Genomic DNA, 20,804 nt, shown 5'->3' on the forward strand with positions numbered 1-20,804 from the left:
GCTCGGCCACAACGGGATGGGGGAAGGGGCGCGGGGGTTCGCCCACAACGGGATGGCGGAGGGGGCGCGGCCACCCGCCCGCGGTGGGCCGGCGCCCAGCCCCAACGGGACGGCATGGTCACCGCTCACGTCGTCCTCGCCCACGGCGCCCCCAGCCCCACCCTCGTCCTGCCCCTCCACCACCTTCCCCCCGGCGCCCTCGCCCTCGGCTCCGAGCTCGCGCAGCTTCGGCGGGCCCTCGCCGGCACGCCCTACCCCCACCTCAACAAGATCGCGCTGTACGGGGCGTCCGGCCCCCACCGCCTCGACTACCGCTTCGTCCAGGCCATGCCCGGCGGCGGCCCCCACGGGTTCGACTTCCGGGCCGGGTGCGGGCACTCGCTGCTCGCGTGTGTCGTGGCCCAGGGGGGAGGTGGGGTCACGGTGAGGGCGGTGACCACGGGGGACACCGTGCGGTGTGTGCCGGAGGAAGACGGCGCGTACACGGTGGAGTTCCAGAGGGCACCCGACGCGCCCGACACCCTGCCCACCGGCCGCCCCGTCGACCTCCTCGACGGCGTGCCCGTGACGCTCGTCCGCTACGGGAACCCGTACGTCCTCGTGGACGCCCGCCACCTCCCCCCGGCCCACGACCCGGAGCGCGCCCTGCTCGCGCTCCGCGCCCGCGCCGCTCACCTCCTCGGGTACGCCCCGACCTCACCGCTCCCCAAGATCGCCGCGTTCCGGGAGACGGCCGACGGGGGAATCGCTGCCCGGGCGCTGACCGTGGGCGGCTGGCATCCGCGGCTCGCGCTGACCGGGGCCACCGCGTTCGCCGCGGCCGGAGCCATCGACGGGACCGTCGTCCGAGGTCCCGTGACGCGGATCGGGACGCCCGGCGGGCCGGTGCGCGTGTCCGCCACCGCCACCACCGTGCGGGTCCACGACAAGCGCGCCCACGTCCTCGCGCGGCTCGAACTCCCCTGGCGTATCCACGCAAAGGCGTGAACGCGCACCCCTCCGGCCAGGGTTTTCGTTCCACCCCTCTGCCACGCTGAATGGCGAAGGAAACGACCGACCGGCCACAGCGCATCCCATCCCGTTCCGTTCCCGTGCCGTATCCGTGGGGAGAGCAGACGCACATGAAATTCGAGAATCTGCGTGTCGTCGTGACCGGGGCGAGCCGTTACTTCGGCCGCGCGCTCGCCGTCGGATTCGCCCACCTCGGGGCCGAGGTCTATGTGTCGGCCCGCACCGTCGAGGCCGCCGAGCGGACCCGTACCGAGGTCATGGGCTCGGCCCGGGACCGTATCCACGCCTTCGGGTGCGATCTGAGCCGGCCCGCCGAGATCAGGGAGTTCGCGGCCCGGGTCGGCGAACGCACCGACCGGGTGGACCTGCTGGTCAACAACGGGGCGCGGTGGCTGGACGGGATGGACCTGGAGGCGGCGAGCGACGACCAGATCGTGGAGACGATCGAGTCGACGGCCGGCGGCACCGTCCTGATGGTGAAGCACTTCCTGCCGCTGCTGCGCGGATCCCTCCGGCCCGACATCGTGAACATGGTCGCGGTGCGCGACGCCGAGGGCGCCTCGGCCGCCGCGGCGGGCGCCGCGCACGAGGCGTTCTGGGCGGCGAAGAGCGCCCAGGCCGGATTCGCCGACATTCTCTCCCGCCGGCTCCGGCCCTCCGGCGTCCGCGTCTTCTCCCTCTTCCCGCCGGACTTCTCGACCTCCGACCCGCGCCACGCGGAATGGGACGGAGCGAATCCGGACGGAATAGCGCCCGACGAGAAACTCACCACCCAGGCGCTCTTCGAATGCATCGTCTACGCCGTCGAGCAGCCCCGCGACTGCTTCATCCGCTCCTTCCATTTCGAACCTCGCTGACCGCGTCAAGGAGGTCCCATGAACACGCCCGTCTGGATCACCGCGACCCCTCCGGCCACCCACGGCGAACTGCACATCGGCCACCTTGCCGGCCCGTACGTCGCCGCCGACGTCCTCACCCGCTTCCTGCGGGCCGAGGGCGAGCCGGTGCGGTTCACCACCGGCACCGCCGATCACGCCAGCTCGGTCGAGGTCAGAGCGCTGCGCCACAACCGCAAGCCGGAGGAGGTGGCCGAGGGCTACCGCGCCGCGATCACCGCGGACTGGCTGCGCTCGGGTGTCGCGTTCGACCACATCGTGAAGCCGCGCAAGGACCGCGGGTACGCGCGCTGGGTGCAGGACCTCTTCAGCCGGCTGTACGCGCAGGGGGTCATCGCCCCGCGCACTCGCCTCCTGCCGTACTGCGAGCCGTGCGAGCGCTGGCTGTACGGGGCGCACGTGACCGGCACCTGCGCGCACTGCGGGGCGTCGAGCGACGGCGGGATGTGCCACGAGTGCGCCCGGCCGAACGACGGCGGGGACCTGATCGCGCCGCGCTGCTCTATGTGCGACGCCCCGGCGGTCGCCAAGCGCTGCCGACGCCTGTACGTGCCCCTGGAGCCGTTCCGCGACCAGCTGTCCGACTACTGGGCGATGGCCGAACTCCCGCCCCGCCTCGCCGCGTTGTGCGAGTCCCTCGTCGAGGACGGGCTGCCGGACATCGCCGTCGGGCATCCGGCGGAGTGGGGGCTCGACGTGCCCGTCGAGGGCTTCCCGGAGCACCGGATCGACGCCTGCTTCGAGGCGGCGGCGATGCACCTCTTCGGCTACGACCCCAAGGGCCCGCTGCCGCGCCGCACCATCCACTTCTGCGGCTTCGGGCACTCCTTCTGCCATGCCGTGCTGCTGCCGGTGCTGCTGCTCGCGCAGGACATCAAGCTGCCGCAGGAGTTCAACGTCAACGAGTCGTACGTGGTGGAGGAGGGCGTACGCGAGGGCAACGTGTGGGCGCTCGACCTGCTCACCGAGTACGGCTCCGACACCCTGCGCCGGCACGTCCTGCAGGCCCGGCCGACCGGGCGCCGCACCGTGCACCAGCGCGACCGGCTCGCCGCCGCCCGGCAGGAGCTCGACGAGAGCTGGAACAGCTGGCTGACCCGGCTCTTCGCGGCCGTCCGCGAGGAGTGCGACGGGGTGGCGCCGCAGGCGATGCCCGGCGGCACCGGCTGGGCGGTCCTGGAGCGCCGGCTGCACCGCGCCGTGGACGACCTGCGCGAGGCGTACGGGCCGGACGCCTTCGACCCGCGGCGGGCGGTGGCCGTGCTCGACGAGATGGTCCGCTCGGCCGCCGACTTCGGCTACGTCAACGCGCACGAGCGCTGCCGGCCGACCACCAACTGCCGTCATCTGCCCGCGCTCGCCGCACAGTTGGCGGTTGCCTCGGCCCTCGCCGCTTGGGCGCGGCCGGTGATGCCGGAGGGCGCGGACCGGCTGGCGGCGGCGCTTCAGGTGGAAACGGGGCGGCCGGTGGACTGGTCGGCGCTGATCGCGCCGCTGCCGGGGACGCGGCTCGCGCCGCCGTCCGGTCCGGTCTTCGGATTCTGAGCCCCGAACCGTACCCGCACCCGTACCCGCACCCGTACCCGCACCCGCACTCGTACAGCCCCCGGCTTCTAAGCCCCTAAGAAGTCACGTACTTGTCCCACCCGCACCAAGGAACGGATACCCCCTCCCCGCCGCGTGACCGGCGCGCCACGCGCGGGGGCACGCGGCCCTCCCACAGGAGCCCCTCGTGTCCCTGCGCGTCGCCATGCTCAGCGTCCACACCTCCCCGCTCCACCAGCCCGGAACCGGGGACGCCGGCGGAATGAACGTCTACATGGTCGAGCTGTCCCGGGCCCTCGCCGAACAGGGCGTCCAGGTCGACCTGTTCACCCGCTGCCGCGGGGAGGGCCTGCCCGGCCTGGTCGATCTGGAGCCCGGCGTCCGGGTCCGGCACCTGCCGGCCGGGCCGCGCCGGCCGCTGCCGAAGGAGGCCATGCCGGACCTGGTCGTGCCCTTCTCGCTCGCGCTGCTCAAGGAGGGCCGCAGGGGCGGCCGGCCCCGTCCCTACGACCTGGTCCACTCGCACTACTGGCTGTCCGGGCAGGCCGGGCGGATCGCCTCGTTCGGCTGGGGCATACCGCTGGTGCACACCGCGCACACCCTCGCCCTGGTGAAGAACGCGCACCTCGCGGACGGCGACACCCCGGAGCCCGAGCTGCGGGTCCGGGGCGAGCACCAGGTGGTGGGGGACGCCGACCGGCTGATCGCCAACACGGGCGACGAGGCGGAGGCGCTGCGCACGCTGTACGGGGCGGACCCGGCGCGTACGGAGGTCGTACGGCCCGGGGTGGACCTGCGGACCTTCGCCAGGCTGGACGCCCCGGCGTCTGCCCCGGCGTCTGCCCCGGCGTCTGCCCCGGCCCACGGCCGGGCGGCGGCCCGCGCGCGCCTCGGGCTGCCGGCGGACGCCTTCGTCCCGCTGTACGCGGGGCGGATCCAGCCCCTGAAGGGCCCGGACGTGCTGGTGAGGGCAGTCGCGGAACTCCTCCGCATGGCACCGGAGTTGCGGCACCGGATGGTCGTCCCGGTGGTCGGCGGGCACTCGGGGGCGACCGAGCAGGGCTCGGTGTGGCGGCTCGCGGCGGAGCTCGGTGTGGACGACGTGCTGAAGCCCTGCCCGCCGGTGCCGCAGGAGCGGCTCGCGGAGTACTACCGGGCGGCGGACGTGCTCGTCGTGCCCTCGCGTTCGGAGTCGTTCGGCCTGGTGGCCCTGGAGGCGCAGGCCTGCGGGACGCCGGTGCTCGCGGCGGCGGTCGGCGGGCTGCCGACGGCGGTGTGGGACGGGGTGTCGGGGCTGCTCGTACGGGGCCACGACCCGGTCGAGTACGCCCGGCGGCTGCTGTGGCTGGCCCGGAACCCCGAGGCGCGGATCACGATGGGGGAGGCGGCGGCCCGGCACGCCCGGGGGATGAGCTGGCGCGCTTCCGCCACGCGGACGATCGACGTGTACGAGGACGCGAGGGCGAGGCGGCAGCCGCCGGCGACGATACGGGTGGGGCAAGGGCGGCGGCACGCCCCTGCCCCGGCGGCCCCTCTCTCCTGGAGGAACGAGAAGGCCGTAGCACGAGTTTAGCATCTCTTTTGGTTCGACCAAAGGTTAGGAGCGCTCAGGATGCGCCAATTCCGTTCCTGTGGTGGCGCATTGACGCACTCACGCCATGGCGGGTCCACGCAGAGAGAATCCCTGGATTCGCCCTCGAGCGGCCGACAGAATGGAGATGTCTTCAGGGAACGCCCGGCGGCACGGGCCCCCAGAAGCCGGAATTCACATTCCAACTCCTGGAGGAATCATGAACAAGACCATGAACAAGACCTTCCGTCAGTTCGCGCTCGCCCTCGTGGCCTGTCTGGCCGTCGCCGGCGGCGCGACGATCGCCGCCACCAGCGGTGAGGCCGACGCCCCGAACGACGCGCCCCGCCTGATGCTCGCCGACGACAACTGGCCGGTCCCCACCCCGGCGCCCGGCAACTGAAATATCCGGCGGCATATTTCGAACGAGCAAAACGACGGAATAGGCCCTGTGATCGTCCTGCCACGATCACGGGGCCTTTTCCGTGCCCGTCGGCTCAGTCCAGCCAGCCCATCCGCACCGCGCGCACACCGGCCTCGAAACGGCTGGCAGCGCCCAATTCCTGCATGAGTTCCGAGAGCATCCGGCTCACCGTGCGCAGCGACACCCCGAGGCTGCGGGCGATCTTCTCGTCCTTCATCCCGGTGGCCAGCATCCGCAACGCCGCCCGCTGCTGCTCGGACAGCCCGTCGCCGCCCCGCTCGGCCGTGGCCCCGGAGCCGTACGGCACGGCCGTGTGCCAGCAGTGCTCGAAGAGCCCGAGGTAGGAGCGGACCAGGGCCCGGCCGCGGGCCAGGATGGCGCCCTTGCGCGCGTCCTCGGGCCGGATCGGCAGCATGGCGTACTGCTGGTCGATGATGATCATGTTGAGCGGCACGACCGCGGCGACCCGGATCTCCGCCCCCAATTCCGCGCGGGCGTCGAGCAGTTCGGCGACGTCCGGTCGCGTGGCGTGTTCGTGCGCGTAGATCGCCCGGACCCGGATGCCCTGTTCGAGGCGCCGTCGGTCGCGGTCGAGCGTCACATCGTGCACCTCGCGGCTCGGCCCGCCCGGGTACATGGACGCCGAGCTCTCCTGCATGACGTCGATGATGTCGTCCAGGGCCTGCTGGATGCGCCGGTAGTCGGTCAGCGCCTCGACCTCGACCTCGGAGCCCGCGAGCACACTGGCCCGCAGGAAGGTGCCGGCCAGCGCCTCCAGGGTCGCGTACGCCTGGTCCGCCTCGGCCAGGTGCTCCCGCAGCCGGTCCCGCTCGCGGTCGAGGAGGCGGAGCAGGGCGATCTCCGGGTCGACCGCCGCGACCGTGTCGGCGTCCGGGCGCCAGGCGGTGTTGCGGACGTCGGCGATGGTGGCGTGGGTGCGCGTGGTCGGCACGATCAGGCCGAGCGCGATCAGTTCGGCCCGACATCGCTCGTACTCCTCGTCGGTGAGCCCGAGTTCGGTGGTCACCTCGGCGAAGCTGGACACCCCTCGCCTGCGTAACTCCTGGTAGACGGGCACGAGTCGCTGCTGGTGGGCGTGGTGGGCGGCGGACACGGCGCCGCCAGTCGTGCCGCCGCCCGTGGTGTCGTCGGTCGCAGCCATGGCGCGTCTTCCCCCTCGTCGTCGTGGTTCCACCGTCGAAATCGTCAGGCTACGTGCCGGGCGCGGGCGGCCCGCTGCTGTGCGCTCAGCCCGTCGCCGCTGCGCGGCTCGCGGTAGTGCGGAACGATCACGTCGTCGCAGCGGGGGGAGTGGAGTGCGTGGGGCGCGTGGGGCGCGTGGGGTTCGGGCGCGCGGGTTTCCGCCGTCGTCATGCCGCCCCCCTCGTCGTCGACTCGGCCTTGCCGTCTACGCCGTGTTCGCCGTGTTCGCCGTGCTCGCCTGCGCCGTGGTGTCCGTGCTCGCCCGCGTCCCCGAGATCAGGCTACGTCGACTGCTCGTACGGCTCGCCGTCGAGGAGGCCGAGCCGGGCGGCCTTGACCCCGGCCTCGAAGCGGCTCGCGGCGTCGAGTTCCTGCATGACCTCGGAGATGAGACGGCTCACCGTGCGCAGCGAGACGCCCAGGTTGCGGGCCACCTGCTCGTCCTTGATGCCGGACGCGAGCATCCGCAGGGCGGCGCGCTGCTGTTCGGACAGGCCGTCGCCGCCGGGCTCGGCCGGCTCCTCGTGGCCGTACGGGGTGGCGGCGTGCCAGCAGTAGTCGTAGAGGGCGCGGTAGGAGCGCACCAGACCCGGGCCGCGGGCCAGGATCGCGGCCGAGTTCGGGTCGTGCGGGTCGGTGGGGAGCAGGGCGAAGTTCTCGTCGGCGAGGACCATGTTCATCGGGACCACGGCGGACAGGCGCACCTCGACGCCGAGCGCGGTCCGCTCGGCGAGGTGCTGGATCATCTCGGGCACCTGGCCCACCCGGTGGCTGTACATGGCCTGGACGAGCACGCCGCGGGCCACCCGGTCGCGGTCCCGGGCCAGTTCGAGGGACATCTCCTCGCGGCGGACCGAGCCGGTGAGCATGGAATGGACGGAGGTTCGCACCGTGTTCGTCAGGTCGGCCAGTTCCCGGCCGATCCTGGCCGGATCCTCCACGATCTCGACCTCGACCTCGGAGCCCGGCTCCATGCCGGCCCGCAGGAACGGTCCGGCGAGCGTCTCCAGGGTGGTGTGCGCGCGGCTGGTCTCGGCGAGCCGGCTCTCCAGGCGCTCGCGCTCGTGCTGGAGCAGGCGGAGCAGGGCGACGTCGGGGGCGACGACGGCGGGGGTTCCGCCCGGGGCTTGGCCCCTCGCCCCGTCGATCAGGCCGAGGGCGACCAACTCCTCGTGACAGCGCTCCCGTTCGGCCTTGCTGAGGTCGAGCCGGTGCGCCACGTCGTCGAAGGACTCGCCGGTCGTGCTGCGCAACTCCTGGTAGAGCGCGAGGGCCTGCTCGTTCCCCGTACGCGCTCCGGCGGCGTTTTTGGACACGACGCAGCAGACTCCCCTCGGATCGCGCGGATCCTGTTGAAACGCCCCGCTAGACCCTGCCACAAAATCGAACGTGTCGCATGGAGTTCGCACGCTTTCAGCGCGCGGAGGACTCCTGCTCCGCGGTGTCGTGGCAGTCCGGGCAGAGGCCCTTGAAGACCACCTCGGCGTCGCTGACCTGCCACTCGGGCAGGCTGCCGCGCGGCGGGGCGGGGGCGGTGGCCGTCACGTTCTCCACGCGGCCGCACCGCACGCACAGGGCGTGCTGGTGCGGCGGGCCGGAGATCTCGAAGACGGCGGGCAGGCCGGGGCGGTCGAACTTGCCGACCAGGCCGGTCTCCTGGAAGTGCCGCAGCATCTCGTAGACGGCCTGGCTGGTGAGGGTGCCGAGGTGCTCGCGGGCGGTCGCGGTGATCGCCTCCACGTCGAGATGGCCGCCGGCGGCGAGCACGGTGAGCACCTCGAGGCGCGGACCGGTCACGCGCAGGCCGACGTCGCGCAGGCGCTGGATCACGGCCTCGCGGCCCGTCAGCTCTTCCACGACTGCCATCTTCTCCGCCTCGCCCGCCACCCGATGCCTGGCCCCGATGCCCGGTCTCGATGCCTGGTCGGCCCAAACCTTTGTGGGCATCGTACCTCTTGCCCATCCCTGGCGTCAGGGGATCCTCGGCCAGGTGTGCGTGCGGGAGCGGGGGAGAGGCTCAGTCGTCCGTCCGGCAGACCAGCAGCACGCTTTCCGTCCGGTCGTCGATCCGGTGCCGGCGGCGGCCCTCGATGTGCAGGCCGGCGGAGTGCAGTTCGGCGGCCAGGTGCTCGCCGTCCACGATCCACTTGTCGGTGCTGAGCACGACCCGCTCGGTGGAGAGCTTTCCGGTACGGGCCGAGTAGTACGTGATCCGCTCGCTCATCGTCCGCAGGTCGAAGGTCTGCCGGGCCACCACCCACTCGTCGATGCCGTCGAAGCGCGGCACCTGGAAGGCCCAGGTGCGCTGCGGCTCGGCGACCAGGCCGGGCAGCAGATGCGCCGTGTAGTCGAGCGCGAGCGCGCCGCCCGCCCCCAGGTGCGAGGCGATCTCGCGCAGCAGCCGGGGCCGTGCCTGCGGCGGTACGGCGGAGACCATCGCGCCCGCGAGCAGCGCGAGCCGGTAGTCGCCGTCGAGCCGCAGCTCCGAGAGGTCGGCCCTGGTGGTCACGACGAGCCCGGCGACCTGCGGACCGATGCGCCGGGCCCAGTTCTCGAGGCGCTCCAGGGCGGGGCCGTCCCGGTCCACGGCCTCCACGGCGAAGCCGTGCCGGGCGAAGGGGACGGCGAGCCGTCCGGCGCCGGAGCCGAGATCGAGAACGGGGCCGCCGGTGGACCGGGCGAGACCGAGGTACCGGACGATGTCGGCGCTGTGCGGGCCGAGGAGCGCGTCGTGCAGCCAGACCGAGTCCTCGTCGCCGGGGGAGACCGATTCCAGTCCGGGAAGGGTGTCGGACGGGAGCCGGATCCCGGCGCCGGGGGCGGGCAGGTCGTATCGGGACGGCAGGACCGGGGCGAGCGGTGCGGGCACGGGCACGACGGGCAGGGAAGTGCCGCTCGGTGTGTGCATCGCTCCTCCAGGGGCTCGCTCGGTCCGTGCCGTCCGGGCGGGGCACCCGTGCCGCCGGGGCCGCGCCGCTGGGCTCCATCCTGACCTGCGGCGGATGGCCGGTTCCAGCGGATCCGGGGGCGTGAACACGCGATGGCGTGTGTCTGCCACGGGGGCGCGCGGAGGAGGCGTACGCGCCGAGGGCGAGCGGGAAAGTCCGAGGAGCCCGGGCTCAGAGCGGGCGACTCCGCCGGGTCCCGCCGCCCAGCGGGACGAAGCCGCTGTGCTCGTAGAAGGGGAGCGAGGGGTCGGGGTCGGCGGGGAGGGTCAGCCGCTGCTCGGTGGCCCCGTAGGCCCGCATCCGCTCGCTCGTCGCGGCGAGCAGGGCCGTACCGATGCCGGCGCGGCGGGATCCGGGGAGCACCGCGAGCGCGTACAGCTCGCCCTCGCCCGGTACGGGCACGCCGCCGGCCACCGCGCCGAGCAGGGTGCCGTCCGGCCGCGCCGCCACCAGCCAGCCGAGCCACCCCGGCGCCCCGCCGGGAATTTCAATTTCCGCGCGGATACGGGGGAGTGCGCATTGCGCGGACACGAGCCGCCGGGTGGGGATTTCGCCGAGTATTTCCGCGTAACTGTCCCGAATGCACTCCGCAAGCAGCCTGGATATCGTCGTCGCGTCGGCGGCTTCCGCCGCCCGCACGTCCGCCAGCTGCATTGGTTCGTACCCTTCGACGTGCCGAGCTGAACGCCAACATACCCACAATAGCCGGGAATTCGTACGGAGTGTGACCGATGTGAAATCTACGAATTCCCTTAGTAATTAATTCGGGAACGAGCAGCAGGCGATGATGAGCGGGGCGGCCGCCAGGCCGGCCGCCGCGATCGTCGCCAGTCCCCACAGCACCGGGTGCCCGGCGCTGTGCGGGGTGAGGATGCGGCGCATGCGCAGCGCGGCCGAGGGGCCGCCCGCGCCGAAGGCCTGCCGCGGTGCCCGTCCCGAGGCCAGTGCGTACAGCGCGGTGGCCAGCGCGTCGCGCGAGCAACGGTTCAACGCCCGGTCGTCCGCGGCCATTTCGAGCAGCAGGGGTACGGCGGTGCTGCCGTGCCGGGCCAGCGGCAGATGCCGGAACACCGCCGCGAACGCCTCCACCGCCGCGACAAGCAGATGGTGCCGGCCCGCGATGTGCGCCCGCTCGTGCGCGAGGGCGGCGGCCAACTGCGGTCCGGTCAGGGCGTCGAGGGCGCCGGACGACACCACCACGCGGCGCGAGCGGCCGGGCAGGCAGTAGACGGCGGGCCGCTCGTGCTCCAGGACGGTGACGCCGAGCCCCGCGTCGTACCGCCCGACCAGACGCAGGGTCTCGGCGTGCCGGCCGCGCTGCCGGCGCGCCCGCAGCAGCACCCGTACGAAGCCGGTGACCGGGGCGGCGAACACGCCGAGGGCGATGCCGAGGGAGGTGTACTCGAGGGCGGTGAACGCCAGGAACTCCTCGGCGGTCGGCAGCCGGAGCGCGAACAGCGCGTCGCTGAGCCGGTGGCCGGTCGGGCTCGGCAGGATCAGCTGGGCGGGCAGCAGCGCGGCGGACCCGGTGAACAGCGCACCGCTCGCCACCCACACCGCGAGCGCGAGCCGCGGCACCTGCTGCGCCCAGCGGGCCCGTACGAGCAGCCAGGGGACGAGGAAGCCGGTACAGAGGAGGAGGCCGAGCGGCGGCAGGGTGTGGTGGTTCATCGGTCCGCGTCCTGGGCGCGCCGGGCGGTGCGCAGCGCCGCGTCGAGGGCCGCCATGTCCTCGTCGGAGATGGTCTCCACGAAGCGCAGCAGCGCCGCGGGCCGGTCCTGGCTGTCGCCGAGCGCGTCCTGCATGAGCCCGGCGGTGTACTCCTCGCGGCTGCGCACCGGCTCGTACAGCCAGGCCCGGCCCGACTTCTCGCGGCGCAGCCAGCCCTTGCGGTGGAGTATGTCCGCGACGGTCATCACCGTCGTGTAGGCGACCCGGCGCCCCAGATTGATGTCGTCGACGATCTCGCGGACCGTGGCGGGCCGCTGCCAGGCCCACAGCCGGTCCATGATCTCGGCCTCCAGCTCTCCCAGCCGGCGCACGTGCATCCCCTCCCCGCTCCGGGCGGCTCATCGTACGGGCCGCCACACCCGCTCAGGTATACCCCCCAGGGGTACGGTGAGTGGGTGGACGGCCCGGAGGGCGGCTCCTGTGTGGAACCGCCCTCGGAAGTACGTCAGGTCCGGATCAGGTCCGGATCAGGTCCGGATCAGGCGCGCGATCGCCTTCGACGCCTCGCCGACCTTGACCTTGGCCTGGTCTCCGCCGGCCTCGATGGCCTCCGTGACGCAGCAGCTGAGGTGCTCGTCGAGGAGGGCCACCGCGCAGGACTGGAGGGCCGCGTTGATCGCGGAGACCTGGGTCAGGACGTCGATGCAGTAGGTGTCCTCGTCGACCATCCGCTGCACCCCCCGGACCTGGCCCTCGATGCGCCGGAGGCGTCTGATGATGTCTTCCTTCTGCTGTACGTAACCGGCCACGGCGGCCTCTCCCGTCAGTACGTCACGTCAGATCTCGGCGCTGGAAGGGGTGTTACGGGGTGTTACCTGTCGGCGGCCTGGAAGCCGCGCAGGCGGAGGCTGTTGCCGACCACGAAGACCGAGGAGAAGGCCATCGCGGCGCCGGCGATCATCGGGTTGAGCAGTCCGGCCGCGGCGAGCGGCAGGGCGGCCACGTTGTAGGCGAAGGCCCAGAAGAGGTTCGAGCGGATGGTGCCGAGGGTCTTGCGGGAGAGCCGGATGGCGTCGGCCGCGGCCCGCAGGTCGCCCCGTACGAGGGTCAGGTCGCCGGCCTCGATGGCGGCGTCCGTACCGGTGCCCATGGCCAGGCCCAGGTCGGCCTGGGCGAGCGCGGCGGCGTCGTTGACGCCGTCGCCGACCATGGCGACCGAACGGCCCTCGCTCTGCAGGCGCTTGACGACGTCGACCTTGTCCTGCGGCATGACCTCGGCGATCACCTCGTCGATGCCGACCTCGGCGGCGACGGCCTCGGCGACGGCCTGGTTGTCGCCGGTGAGCAGGATCGGGGTGAGGCCGAGGGCGCGCAGCCGCCGGATGGCCTCGGCGCTGGTCTCCTTGACGGCGTCGGCGACTTCGAGGACCGCGCGGGCCTCGCCGTCCCAGGCGACCGCGATGGCGGTCTTGCCGGCGGCCTCGGCGGCCTCCTTGGCGGCCCGGAGGGACGGGGTGAGCTCCATGGCCCACTCCTGGAGCAGCTTCTCGCGGCCGACGAGGACGGCGTGGCCGTCGACGACGCCCTGGACGCCGAGTCCGGGGATGTTGGCGAAGTCCTCGGGGGTGGGCAGGGTGCCGACCTTGGCGGCGGCGCCGGAGGCGACGGCCTGGGCGATCGGGTGCTCGGAGGAGTGCTCCAGGGCGCCGGCGAGGCGCAGCACGTCGGTCTCGTCCGTACCGGCGGCGGTGTGGACCTTGATGAGGGTCATCCGGCCGGTGGTGACGGTGCCGGTCTTGTCCAGGACGATGGTGTCGACCTTGCGGGTGGTCTCCAGGACCTCGGGGCCCTTGATCAGGATGCCGAGCTGGGCGCCGCGGCCGGTGCCGACCATGAGGGCGGTCGGGGTGGCCAGGCCGAGGGCGCAGGGGCAGGCGATGATCAGTACGGCGACGGCGGCGGTGAAGGCGGCGGTGAGGCCCTGCCCGGTGCCGAGCCAGAAGCCGAGGGTGCCGAGCGAGAGCGCGATGACGATCGGCACGAAGACGGCGGAGATCTTGTCGGCGAGGCGCTGGGCGGCGGCCTTGCCGTTCTGGGCGTCCTCGACGAGCTTGGCCATGCGGGCGAGCTGGGTGTCGGAGCCGACGCGGGTGGCCTCGACGACCAGGCGGCCGCCGGCGTTCAGGGTGGCGCCGGTGACGGCGTCGCCGACGCCGACCTCGACCGGCACGGACTCGCCGGTGAGCATGGAGGCGTCGACGGCGGAGGAGCCCTCGACGACGGTGCCGTCGGTGGCGATCTTCTCGCCGGGGCGGACCAGGAAGCGCATCCCGACCTGGAGTTCGGCGGTCGGTACGGTGACCTCGCGGCCGTCACGGAGGACGGTCACCTCCTTCGCGCCCAGCTGCATCAGCGCCTTGAGCGCGGCGCCCGCCTTGCGCTTGGAGCGGGCCTCGAAGTAGCGGCCGGCCAGGATGAAGGCGGTGACGCCGGCGGCGGCCTCCAGGTAGATGTTCCCGGCGCCGTCGGTGCGGGCGATGGTGAACTCGAAGGGGTGCGTCATGCCGGGGGTGCCGGCCGTGCCGAAGAACAGCGCCCACAGCGACCACAGGAACGCGGCGATGGTGCCGACCGAGATCAGCGTGTCCATGGTCGCGGCGCCGTGCTTGGCGTTGGTCCAGGCGGCGCGGTGGAAGGGCCAGGCGGCGTAGACGACGACCGGCGCGGCGAGCGTGAGGCTCAGCCACTGCCAGTACTCGATCTGCAGGGCCGGGACCATCGCCATGGCGATGACGGGTACGGCGAGGGCGACGGCGGTGATGAGCCGCTGCTTCAGCGGCCGCAGCTCGGCGTCGGCCTTCTCCTCGTCGGTGGGCCCGTCGGCGGCGCCGGCGCCGGGGGTCTCGGTCCTCGGCGGCTCGGGCTCCTTGGCGGTGTAGCCGGTGGCCTCGACGGTCGCGATGAGCTCGGAGACGTCGATGTCGGCGTCGAAGGTGACCTTCGCCTTCTCGGTCGCGTAGTTGACGGTGGCCTCGACCCCGTCCATGCGGTTGAGCTTCTTCTCGATCCGGGCCGCGCACGAGGCGCAGGTCATGCCGCCGATGGCGAGCTCGACCTGGGCGGTGCCGGGGGTCGTCGTTGTCATGAGGCTGCTCCTCTTTTCTGGAGGCTCGGTTCTCCTCCGGGCGCTTTGAGCCGGGCTCACAGCCCCGTGCGTGCTCGCCCCCTCGTCCCTCGGGGGCTGCGCGCGCTCGGGTCTGTTCCCCCGGCGCGCCCTTCGGTTCACTCGCCTGCGTGCGGCACGCGCCGTGACGCGATGGCGCGGGTTCGGGGGCCGGGGCCCGGCCCTGGCCCCGGCGGCCGGTGGGCGCGGGCGGCGCGCCGGTCGAGCCGGTCGGTCAGGCGCGGCCGGTCAGCTCGTAGCCGGCGTCGTCGACCGCCGCGGCGATGGCGGCGTCGTCGGGCGCGCCGCCGGTGGTGACGGTCACCAGGCCGCCGGCCACGTCGACGTCCACGGAGATGACGCCGTCGAGCGCGCTGACGGAGTTGGTGATGGCGGTCTTGCAGTGGCCGCAGGTCATGCCGGTGACGGCGTAGACCGTGGTGGTGGCGTCGGCGACGGCGGTGGCCGTGGTCGCCTCGGCGGCGTTGGTGTGGCAGCTGTTGTCGGGGGTGCAGCAGGAACCCATGTCGTCCTCCGTCGTCAGTGACCCGCTTGGGCCGGTGGATACCCTCGGGGGGTATCGGTGTGAGTCCATGTATACCCCCCTCCCGTATCCCGTGCAAGTACGGATTCGACTTGACTTGATACCCCCCAGGGGTATGGTGAGGTGCATTGAAGGTGAAGAACCCAGCCACCCCACGTACGGGAGAGCAGCCATGAACACCGGAGTGAAGATCACTGCCTTTGCCGCCGCGCTCGCCGCGACCTTCGGGACCGCGTACGGGGTCGGCAAGGGCGTCGGACCGGTCGACGAGCCGAAGAAGGCCGAGCACGGCGGCCACGCGGAGGCGGCGCCGAAGGGCGAGGGGGCCGCGGAGGGACATGCCGGTCACGCCGAGGGCGCGGCGAGCGCACCCGCCGCCGGCGGCCTGCAGGTCTCCGAGGGCGGCTACACCCTCGCCCTCGACACCCCGACCCCGGCGGTCGGCCGCAGCACCCTGAAGTTCGCCATCAAGGACGCGGCCGGCAAGAAGGTCACCGCGTTCACCACGGAGCACGGCAAGGAACTGCACTTCATCGTCGCCTCGCGCGACCTCACCGTCTTCCGCCACCTGCACCCGGTGAAGGCCGTCGACGGCACCTGGACCGTGGACGCGGACCTGCCGGCGGCCGGCGCGTACAAGGCGTTCGCCGACTTCAAGCCGGCCGACAAGGGCGCGAAGGGCGCGAAGGGGGTCACGCTCGGCGTGGACCTGTCCGTGCCCGGCGCGTACGCCCCGAAGCCCATGCCGCCGGTGAACCCGACCGCCGACGTCGACGGCTACCAGGTGCGCCTCGGCGGCACCCTCGACCCGGGCAAGGCGGGCGAGCTGCGGCTCACCGTCACCAAGGCCGGCAAGCCGGTGACGAACCTGGAGCCCTACCTCGGCGCCTACGGCCACCTGGTCGCGCTGCGCGAGGGCGACCTCGCCTACCTGCACGTCCACCCGAACGAGGGCGGCCCCGGACCCGACGTCTCGTTCACCGCGACCGCGCCGAGCTCCGGCACGTACCGCCTCTTCCTCGACTTCCAGCACGAGGGGAAGGTCCGTACGGCGGCCTTCACCGTACGGGCCGGGGGCGCGGGTACGGCTCTCCCGGCGCCGTCCGAGGCGGGGCACGACGCGGGACACGATGCGGGAGCCCACGCGCACGGCTAGTCTGGTCCCGAACATTGGACTAGACCTGTAGGCGGCGTCGTGCGATCCATGGAGGAACGGACTCGATGAGCAACCGTGCAGTGCTGGAGGTGATCGCCCTCGACGAGGAGGACGCGGTCGCTGCCCAGGCCGGTGGGGCGGACCGCCTCGAGCTGGTCACCGACATGGCGGCGGACGGGCTCACCCCGTCCACGACCGGCTTCAAGGCGATCCGCGCCGCGGTGGACATCCCGCTGCGCGTGATGCTGAGGCTGACGGACGGTTTCGCGGCGGGTGACATCGAGGTGCTCGTACGGCGGGCCGCCGAGCTCCGCGAGGCGGGCGCGACCGAGTTCGTGCTCGGCTTCCTCACCCCGGACGGCGAACCGGACCTGGTCGCGGTCGAGCGGCTGATCGCCGTCATCGACGGCTGCCACTGGACCTTCCACCGCGCCGTCGACCGGGCCGCCGACCGCGACGCGCTGCGCAAGCAGCTCGCGGACCTGCCCGGCCTCGACACGTACCTCACGGCGGGCGCGGCCACCGGCGTCGACGACGGCCTCGCCACCCTCAAGGCCGAGGCCGCCCGGGCCCGCACCGGCGAACCCGGCTACGAGCCGCAGATCCTCGTCGGCGGCGGCCTCCGCCTCGACCACCTGCCCGAGCTCCGCGCCGCCGGCCTCGACGCCTTCCACATCGGCGGCGCGGCCCGCCCCGGCGGCTGGACGGCCCCGGTGTCGGTGGCCGCGGTACGGGAGTGGCGCGCGGCCCTGGACGCGTAGGCGCGCGTAGGCGGCGTTCCGGACGATCGCGCGGAGGGGACCGTTCCGGTCGCTGTACGCACCTCCGGCAGTCGCCCTCGTGTACGACACGGCCGACCGCGCGCCGAGGCCCCTCGCCCCGTAAGGGGGCGGGGGGCCCTCCTCGTTCGGGTCGCGATCACCTCGGCCCCGCCGGGCTCGCTCGTCCCCTTCGCCTGCTCTGACCAGGCGAGATGACGAACTGCGCGGAGATTGGCCGAGAAGACCTGGTTGCGGTGCGCACCAAGTGGAAGATCACGTTCCGTACATGGCTGAATACGGAACGTTTCAGATCTTGCCTGCCACTCCCGTGCGTACCGATGAAAGGGCACAGCCATGTCTTCGGCCATGCGTAAGACGACCACCCCCCTGGCACGCCGCCTCGCCGCCGCAGCCGTCGCGCTGGGCAGCTGCCTGGCGCTCGCCGGCCCGACGGGCAGCGCCGCCGCGGCGCCCACCGACCCCGTACCGACCGTCTTCTTCGGCGACTCGTACACCGCCAACTTCGGCATCGCGCCCACCAATCACCAGGACGACCCCAACCGGGCCTTCTGCTTCCAGGCGCAGGAGAACTACCCCGCCGTCGCCACCCGGCGACTCGCGGACAAGGGCATCACGCTCGACGTCCAGTCGGACGTCTCCTGCGGAGGCGCCCTCGTCCACCACTTCTGGCAGGAACAGCAGACCTTCCCTCTGATTCCCGACCTGAAGGTTCCGCCGCAGCAGGACGCGCTCAAGGCCGACACCACCCAGTTGGTCGTGGGCGGCATGGGCGGCAACACGGTGGGCTTCGTCCGCATCCTGAAGCAGTGTTCCGACAAGCTGCGCTCCGACGAGCACGCCTTGCTGCCCGGAACGCCGGTGGACCCGGACCAGCCGGCCGTCGAGTGTGCCGAGTTCTTCGGGTCCGGGGACGGGAAGCAGTGGCTGGACGATCGGTTCGAGCAGGTCGGCTGGGAACTGGAGGAGATGCTCGACCGCATGGCGTACTTCGCGCCGGCCGCGGATCGTGTCCTGGTCGGCTACCCCCGGCTCGTACCGGCCGACACGACCAAGTGCCTGACCGCGGCGCCCGGTCAGACGGAGCTGCCGTTCGCCGACGTCCCGCAGGACGCCCTGCCGGTCCTCGACCAGGTCCAGAAGCGCCTGAACGACGTGATGAAGAAGGTCGCCACCGACGCCGGCGCCGACTTCGTGGACCTCTACGCCACCACCGGCGCCAACACGGCCTGCGACGGCGCCGACCGCGGCATCGGCGGCCTGCTTGAGACCTCTCAGGTCGAGATCTTCGGCACGAAGATTCCCTGGTACGCCCACCCCAACGAGAAGGGCCGCGACCTCCAGGCCGAGCACGTGGCCACGAAGGTGGAGGAAGTCCTCACCCGGTAGGGCCGCCTGTCTGAACCGCAGCCCCAGGTCGTCACCGGCCTGGGCTGCCGTACATGGGGGCCGTTGGGCTGGTCGGTCGTGATCGGCTCGGTGATCGGGTGAGGGCGTTGTCGGCGCCGTGTCCGAGGGGTGGGGGTGTCGTTGCGGAGGCAGGCCGTACCTTCACAGGACAGGAGCTGATGGATGAGGACACGGGAGTCGCGGCAGTGGATGGTCGCTGCCGCCACCGTCACGGGGCTGGGCGTGGTGGTGCCGTTCGTGGTCGGCGTGACGCCGGCCTACGCCCAGCCGCAACTGAGGATCACGAAGACGCACGAGGGCGACTTCCCCCGAAGCGGGCAGGGCGTCTATCGCATCACCGTCAGCAACCCGGGCACGGAAGCCACCCGCCGCATCTACGTCACCGATGAGCTTCCGACCGGGCTCAAAGCCGCGAGCGTGCAGGCCGCAGCCCCGTTCACCTGCAACATCGTGGGCAGCATGAGTGTGCTGACGTGCACGGCCGACGCCTTGGGAGCCGGCCAGACGTCGACGATCCTCCTGACGGTCAACGTCGCCGCGGACGCTCCCTGCAGCGTCACCAACAGGGTCCATGTCGACGAGGACGGTACTCTGCCGGACCCCCTCGTCGGCGAGGTGGACAGCGACGTCACGGCGATCACCGGCGGCGAATGCGGCAACGGCAACGGCAACGGGAACGGGGGCAACGGCGGGAACGGGGGCGGTCTGGGGCCGATTCTGCCGATCAACCTCAACGGTGTCATCCCGATGTTCAACAACATCGCCGTCAACAACAACATCAAGAGCCCCAACGCCGCCAACAACACCCGTCAGGACTTCGCTCTGAACAACCCTTAGTGGCCGGGGTCGTCAGTCGCCGGTCGCGCCGTCCAGCATCTCGCGCAGGATGTCCAGGTGGCCGTTGTGACGGGCCGTCTCCTCGGTGAGGTGGAGGAGGATCCAGCGCAGATCGACGTGCGTTCCGCCGCGGACGGGCCGCTTGGCCTTCGTGTCCAGGTCGCTTGCGGCGACCAGTTCGCGAAAACGGGCGCTCTGCTCGGCGTACTCGTCGAGCAGCTGCGCCAGCGGGAAGTCGACGGCGATCCGCATCTCCCGGTCGGGATCCTCCTCCGTCCAGGGCCCCCGGTCCTCCTCGCCGAGGAAGATCACCTCGAACCACCAGTGCTCGACCCAGCGGAGGTGGTTGACCAACCCGCTCATGGTCATCAGCGGCGACCCCGGCAGGAGCGCCTTGCGGGCGTTCTCCTCGGAGAGGCCCTCGCACTTGGTGCGGACGGTGTCGCGTGCGTAGTCGAGAAACGTGGTGAGCTGGGCGCGCTCGTCCCACGCGGACGGCGTGTCGGAGATTCTGGTCATCGCGCGAGGTTCGCCGATGCCGCCGCCCGTTGTCGAGCCAATTTGCGTCGAGTCGATGCGCCGCCCGCTCACGCCGCGTCTCTGCACTCCTCGCACAGCGGATGCTCCTCATACGTCCTGACAGCCCGCTCGCAACCGTCACAGCTCACAAGGGGTACGGCCGACGGCACCGCCCATGGTTCCTCGGCGGGTGCCGGTGGCGGCAGTTGGGTGGCGAGCCGGTACGCGAGGAAGCGGGCCGGGTGGTGAATGGGCACGTGTGCGGGTGGCAGGGCCGTGGTGAGCGTCCGCGTGATCTGCGCGCCGCCGATCCCGAGCCCGAGCCACTCGTCGACGGCGGGCGCCAGCCGCTCCACGTCGCGCCGGGACAGCAACAGACGTGGATCGACCGTCCGCAGCCGCGCGAGAACGGCGGCGGCGGGCCCGGAGGGCGGCGCGGCCGGCGGCGGCGGTGGTGGTGGCGGTGCTTCTTCCCGTACGGGCTCGGGTACGGGTACCGGTACGGGCTCCGGCTCCGGCACGGGCGCGGCGGCCCGGGGCTTGTCGTACCAGATCAGCCGCGTGGCGAACCGCCCACCTCCGAGCGGCACCTTCCGCCGCTCCAAGTAACCCTCCGCCGCAAGCTCGTTGAGCGCCCGCCGAATCGAGATCTCACCCTCGCGGAAGCGCAGCGTCAGCCGCTTCACGGAGGCGTCGGCGCCGTCCGGCAGCGACTGGATGTGGGCCCCGAGCCCGATCGCGAGCCCCGAGAGCGTCGGATGCTGGAGGAGGTCGTTCCCCACGACGGTGAACCGTGCGCGGTGCCGGTGCCGTACGTGGATCACTCCTGAGCGTGGCGCGTCGGCGGGAATCTCGAACGGAGCGGGAGATGCGGGCGTACCCGCGTTAGACTTCGAAACATCCATTGGGAAGGGTTTGCTTCCTAATCGGTAGGCCCTCGGTCAGGATTGCCGTCCTGCCGGGGGCCGAGTTGTTGCATATGCCGTTGTCGAGGCCGACCGTACCGCACCTGTCCGAGTTCCGGACAATCTGTCACCCGATCGTGTGAGATGGCCAGTTGGGGGACGGAGGGGGTTGGTTTGGGGAGTTCTTCTCTCCCTCAGTACTTACCTATTAAGGGAGTCGAGC

Annotated in this window: 22 protein-coding genes; 9 read left to right on the forward strand and 13 right to left on the reverse strand. The window is 72.2% G+C overall.

Annotated elements, in window-relative coordinates; translation table 11 throughout:
* The first annotated feature begins 114 nt into the window (after positions 1–114).
* The 5 genes from KV205_RS09815 to KV205_RS09835 all read left to right on the forward strand — a co-directional run bounded on the left by KV205_RS09815 (position 115) and on the right by KV205_RS09835 (position 5,425).
* On the forward strand, positions 115–987 hold the full coding sequence (locus KV205_RS09815) for a hypothetical protein (RefSeq protein WP_265863738.1): 873 nt from the start codon (positions 115–117) through the stop codon (positions 985–987).
* A gap of 134 nt (positions 988–1,121) precedes the next feature.
* Positions 1,122–1,868: an SDR family oxidoreductase gene (locus tag KV205_RS09820; RefSeq protein ID WP_265863739.1), complete on the forward strand. Its 747-nt coding sequence runs from the start codon at positions 1,122–1,124 to the stop codon at positions 1,866–1,868.
* Positions 1,869–1,886: 18 nt separating this feature from the next.
* Positions 1,887–3,452 (forward strand): class I tRNA ligase family protein, encoded by a 1,566-nt coding sequence (locus KV205_RS09825; RefSeq protein ID WP_265863740.1) that lies wholly within the window; start codon positions 1,887–1,889, stop codon positions 3,450–3,452.
* A 205-nt stretch (positions 3,453–3,657) separates the two neighbouring features.
* Positions 3,658–5,025, forward strand: coding sequence for a D-inositol-3-phosphate glycosyltransferase (gene mshA / locus KV205_RS09830; protein WP_265864062.1), 1,368 nt, complete (start codon positions 3,658–3,660; stop codon positions 5,023–5,025).
* Between the two features lie 217 nt (positions 5,026–5,242).
* Positions 5,243–5,425 (forward strand): hypothetical protein, encoded by a 183-nt coding sequence (locus tag KV205_RS09835; protein WP_265863741.1) that lies wholly within the window; start codon positions 5,243–5,245, stop codon positions 5,423–5,425.
* Between the two features lie 94 nt (positions 5,426–5,519).
* On the opposite strand, the gene KV205_RS09840 is transcribed toward KV205_RS09835, so the two are convergent.
* From KV205_RS09840 to KV205_RS09890, 11 genes are all read right to left on the reverse strand, one after another.
* A complete protein-coding gene (locus KV205_RS09840; protein ID WP_265863742.1) occupies positions 5,520–6,608 on the reverse strand; it encodes a helix-turn-helix domain-containing protein in 1,089 nt (362 codons plus the stop codon).
* A gap of 44 nt (positions 6,609–6,652) precedes the next feature.
* On the reverse strand, positions 6,653–6,820 hold the full coding sequence (locus KV205_RS09845; RefSeq protein ID WP_265863743.1) for a hypothetical protein: 168 nt from the start codon (positions 6,818–6,820) through the stop codon (positions 6,653–6,655).
* Positions 6,821–6,930: 110 nt separating this feature from the next.
* Complete coding sequence (locus tag KV205_RS36285; protein ID WP_265863744.1) at positions 6,931–7,965, reverse strand: helix-turn-helix domain-containing protein; 1,035 nt, start codon at positions 7,963–7,965, stop codon at positions 6,931–6,933.
* A gap of 97 nt (positions 7,966–8,062) precedes the next feature.
* Positions 8,063–8,515, reverse strand: a complete 453-nt coding sequence (locus KV205_RS09855; RefSeq protein ID WP_265863745.1) for a Fur family transcriptional regulator — start codon at positions 8,513–8,515, stop codon at positions 8,063–8,065.
* A 151-nt stretch (positions 8,516–8,666) separates the two neighbouring features.
* Entirely contained in the window at positions 8,667–9,557 is an 891-nt protein-coding gene (locus tag KV205_RS09860; RefSeq protein WP_265863746.1) for a cyclopropane-fatty-acyl-phospholipid synthase family protein, read from the reverse strand.
* A 211-nt stretch (positions 9,558–9,768) separates the two neighbouring features.
* A complete protein-coding gene (locus KV205_RS09865) occupies positions 9,769–10,128 on the reverse strand; it encodes an N-acetyltransferase (protein ID WP_265863747.1) in 360 nt (119 codons plus the stop codon).
* A 228-nt stretch (positions 10,129–10,356) separates the two neighbouring features.
* Complete coding sequence (locus tag KV205_RS09870; protein WP_265863749.1) at positions 10,357–11,268, reverse strand: M56 family metallopeptidase; 912 nt, start codon at positions 11,266–11,268, stop codon at positions 10,357–10,359.
* Entirely contained in the window at positions 11,265–11,639 is a 375-nt protein-coding gene (locus tag KV205_RS09875; protein ID WP_265863750.1) for a BlaI/MecI/CopY family transcriptional regulator, read from the reverse strand. The genes KV205_RS09870 and KV205_RS09875 overlap by 4 nt, the downstream gene beginning before the upstream one ends.
* Positions 11,640–11,795: 156 nt before the next feature.
* Entirely contained in the window at positions 11,796–12,077 is a 282-nt protein-coding gene (locus tag KV205_RS09880) for a metal-sensitive transcriptional regulator (protein ID WP_265863751.1), read from the reverse strand.
* A gap of 62 nt (positions 12,078–12,139) precedes the next feature.
* Positions 12,140–14,413, reverse strand: coding sequence for a cation-translocating P-type ATPase (locus tag KV205_RS09885; protein WP_265863752.1), 2,274 nt, complete (start codon positions 14,411–14,413; stop codon positions 12,140–12,142).
* Between the two features lie 253 nt (positions 14,414–14,666).
* Positions 14,667–14,957 carry a heavy-metal-associated domain-containing protein gene (locus tag KV205_RS09890; protein ID WP_265863753.1) on the reverse strand — a complete coding sequence of 97 codons (291 nt, stop codon included), beginning with the start codon at positions 14,955–14,957 and terminating at the stop codon, positions 14,667–14,669.
* Between the two features lie 190 nt (positions 14,958–15,147).
* Between KV205_RS09890 and KV205_RS09895 the strand changes: the two genes are divergently transcribed.
* The 4 genes from KV205_RS09895 (at position 15,148) to KV205_RS09910 (ending at position 19,157) form a co-directional block, all read left to right on the forward strand.
* Complete coding sequence (locus tag KV205_RS09895) at positions 15,148–16,131, forward strand: hypothetical protein (RefSeq protein WP_265863754.1); 984 nt, start codon at positions 15,148–15,150, stop codon at positions 16,129–16,131.
* Positions 16,132–16,196: 65 nt separating this feature from the next.
* Entirely contained in the window at positions 16,197–16,892 is a 696-nt protein-coding gene (locus KV205_RS09900) for a copper homeostasis protein CutC (protein ID WP_265863755.1), read from the forward strand.
* Positions 16,893–17,258: 366 nt separating this feature from the next.
* On the forward strand, positions 17,259–18,299 hold the full coding sequence (locus tag KV205_RS09905; protein WP_265863756.1) for an SGNH/GDSL hydrolase family protein: 1,041 nt from the start codon (positions 17,259–17,261) through the stop codon (positions 18,297–18,299).
* A 183-nt stretch (positions 18,300–18,482) separates the two neighbouring features.
* Positions 18,483–19,157 (forward strand): hypothetical protein, encoded by a 675-nt coding sequence (locus tag KV205_RS09910; protein WP_265863757.1) that lies wholly within the window; start codon positions 18,483–18,485, stop codon positions 19,155–19,157.
* 12 nt (positions 19,158–19,169) lie between these two features.
* Here KV205_RS09910 and KV205_RS09915 read toward each other — a convergent pair whose 3' ends face one another.
* Both KV205_RS09915 and KV205_RS09920 read right to left on the reverse strand, forming a co-directional pair.
* Positions 19,170–19,676 carry a DinB family protein gene (locus tag KV205_RS09915; protein WP_265863758.1) on the reverse strand — a complete coding sequence of 169 codons (507 nt, stop codon included), beginning with the start codon at positions 19,674–19,676 and terminating at the stop codon, positions 19,170–19,172.
* A gap of 68 nt (positions 19,677–19,744) precedes the next feature.
* Positions 19,745–20,458 carry a hypothetical protein gene (locus KV205_RS09920; RefSeq protein WP_265863759.1) on the reverse strand — a complete coding sequence of 238 codons (714 nt, stop codon included), beginning with the start codon at positions 20,456–20,458 and terminating at the stop codon, positions 19,745–19,747.
* Between the last annotated feature and the right edge of the window lie 346 nt (positions 20,459–20,804).

Source organism: Streptomyces sp. SKN60, assembly GCF_026236535.1.
In the GTDB taxonomy this organism is placed as follows: Bacteria; Actinomycetota; Actinomycetes; order Streptomycetales; family Streptomycetaceae; genus Streptomyces.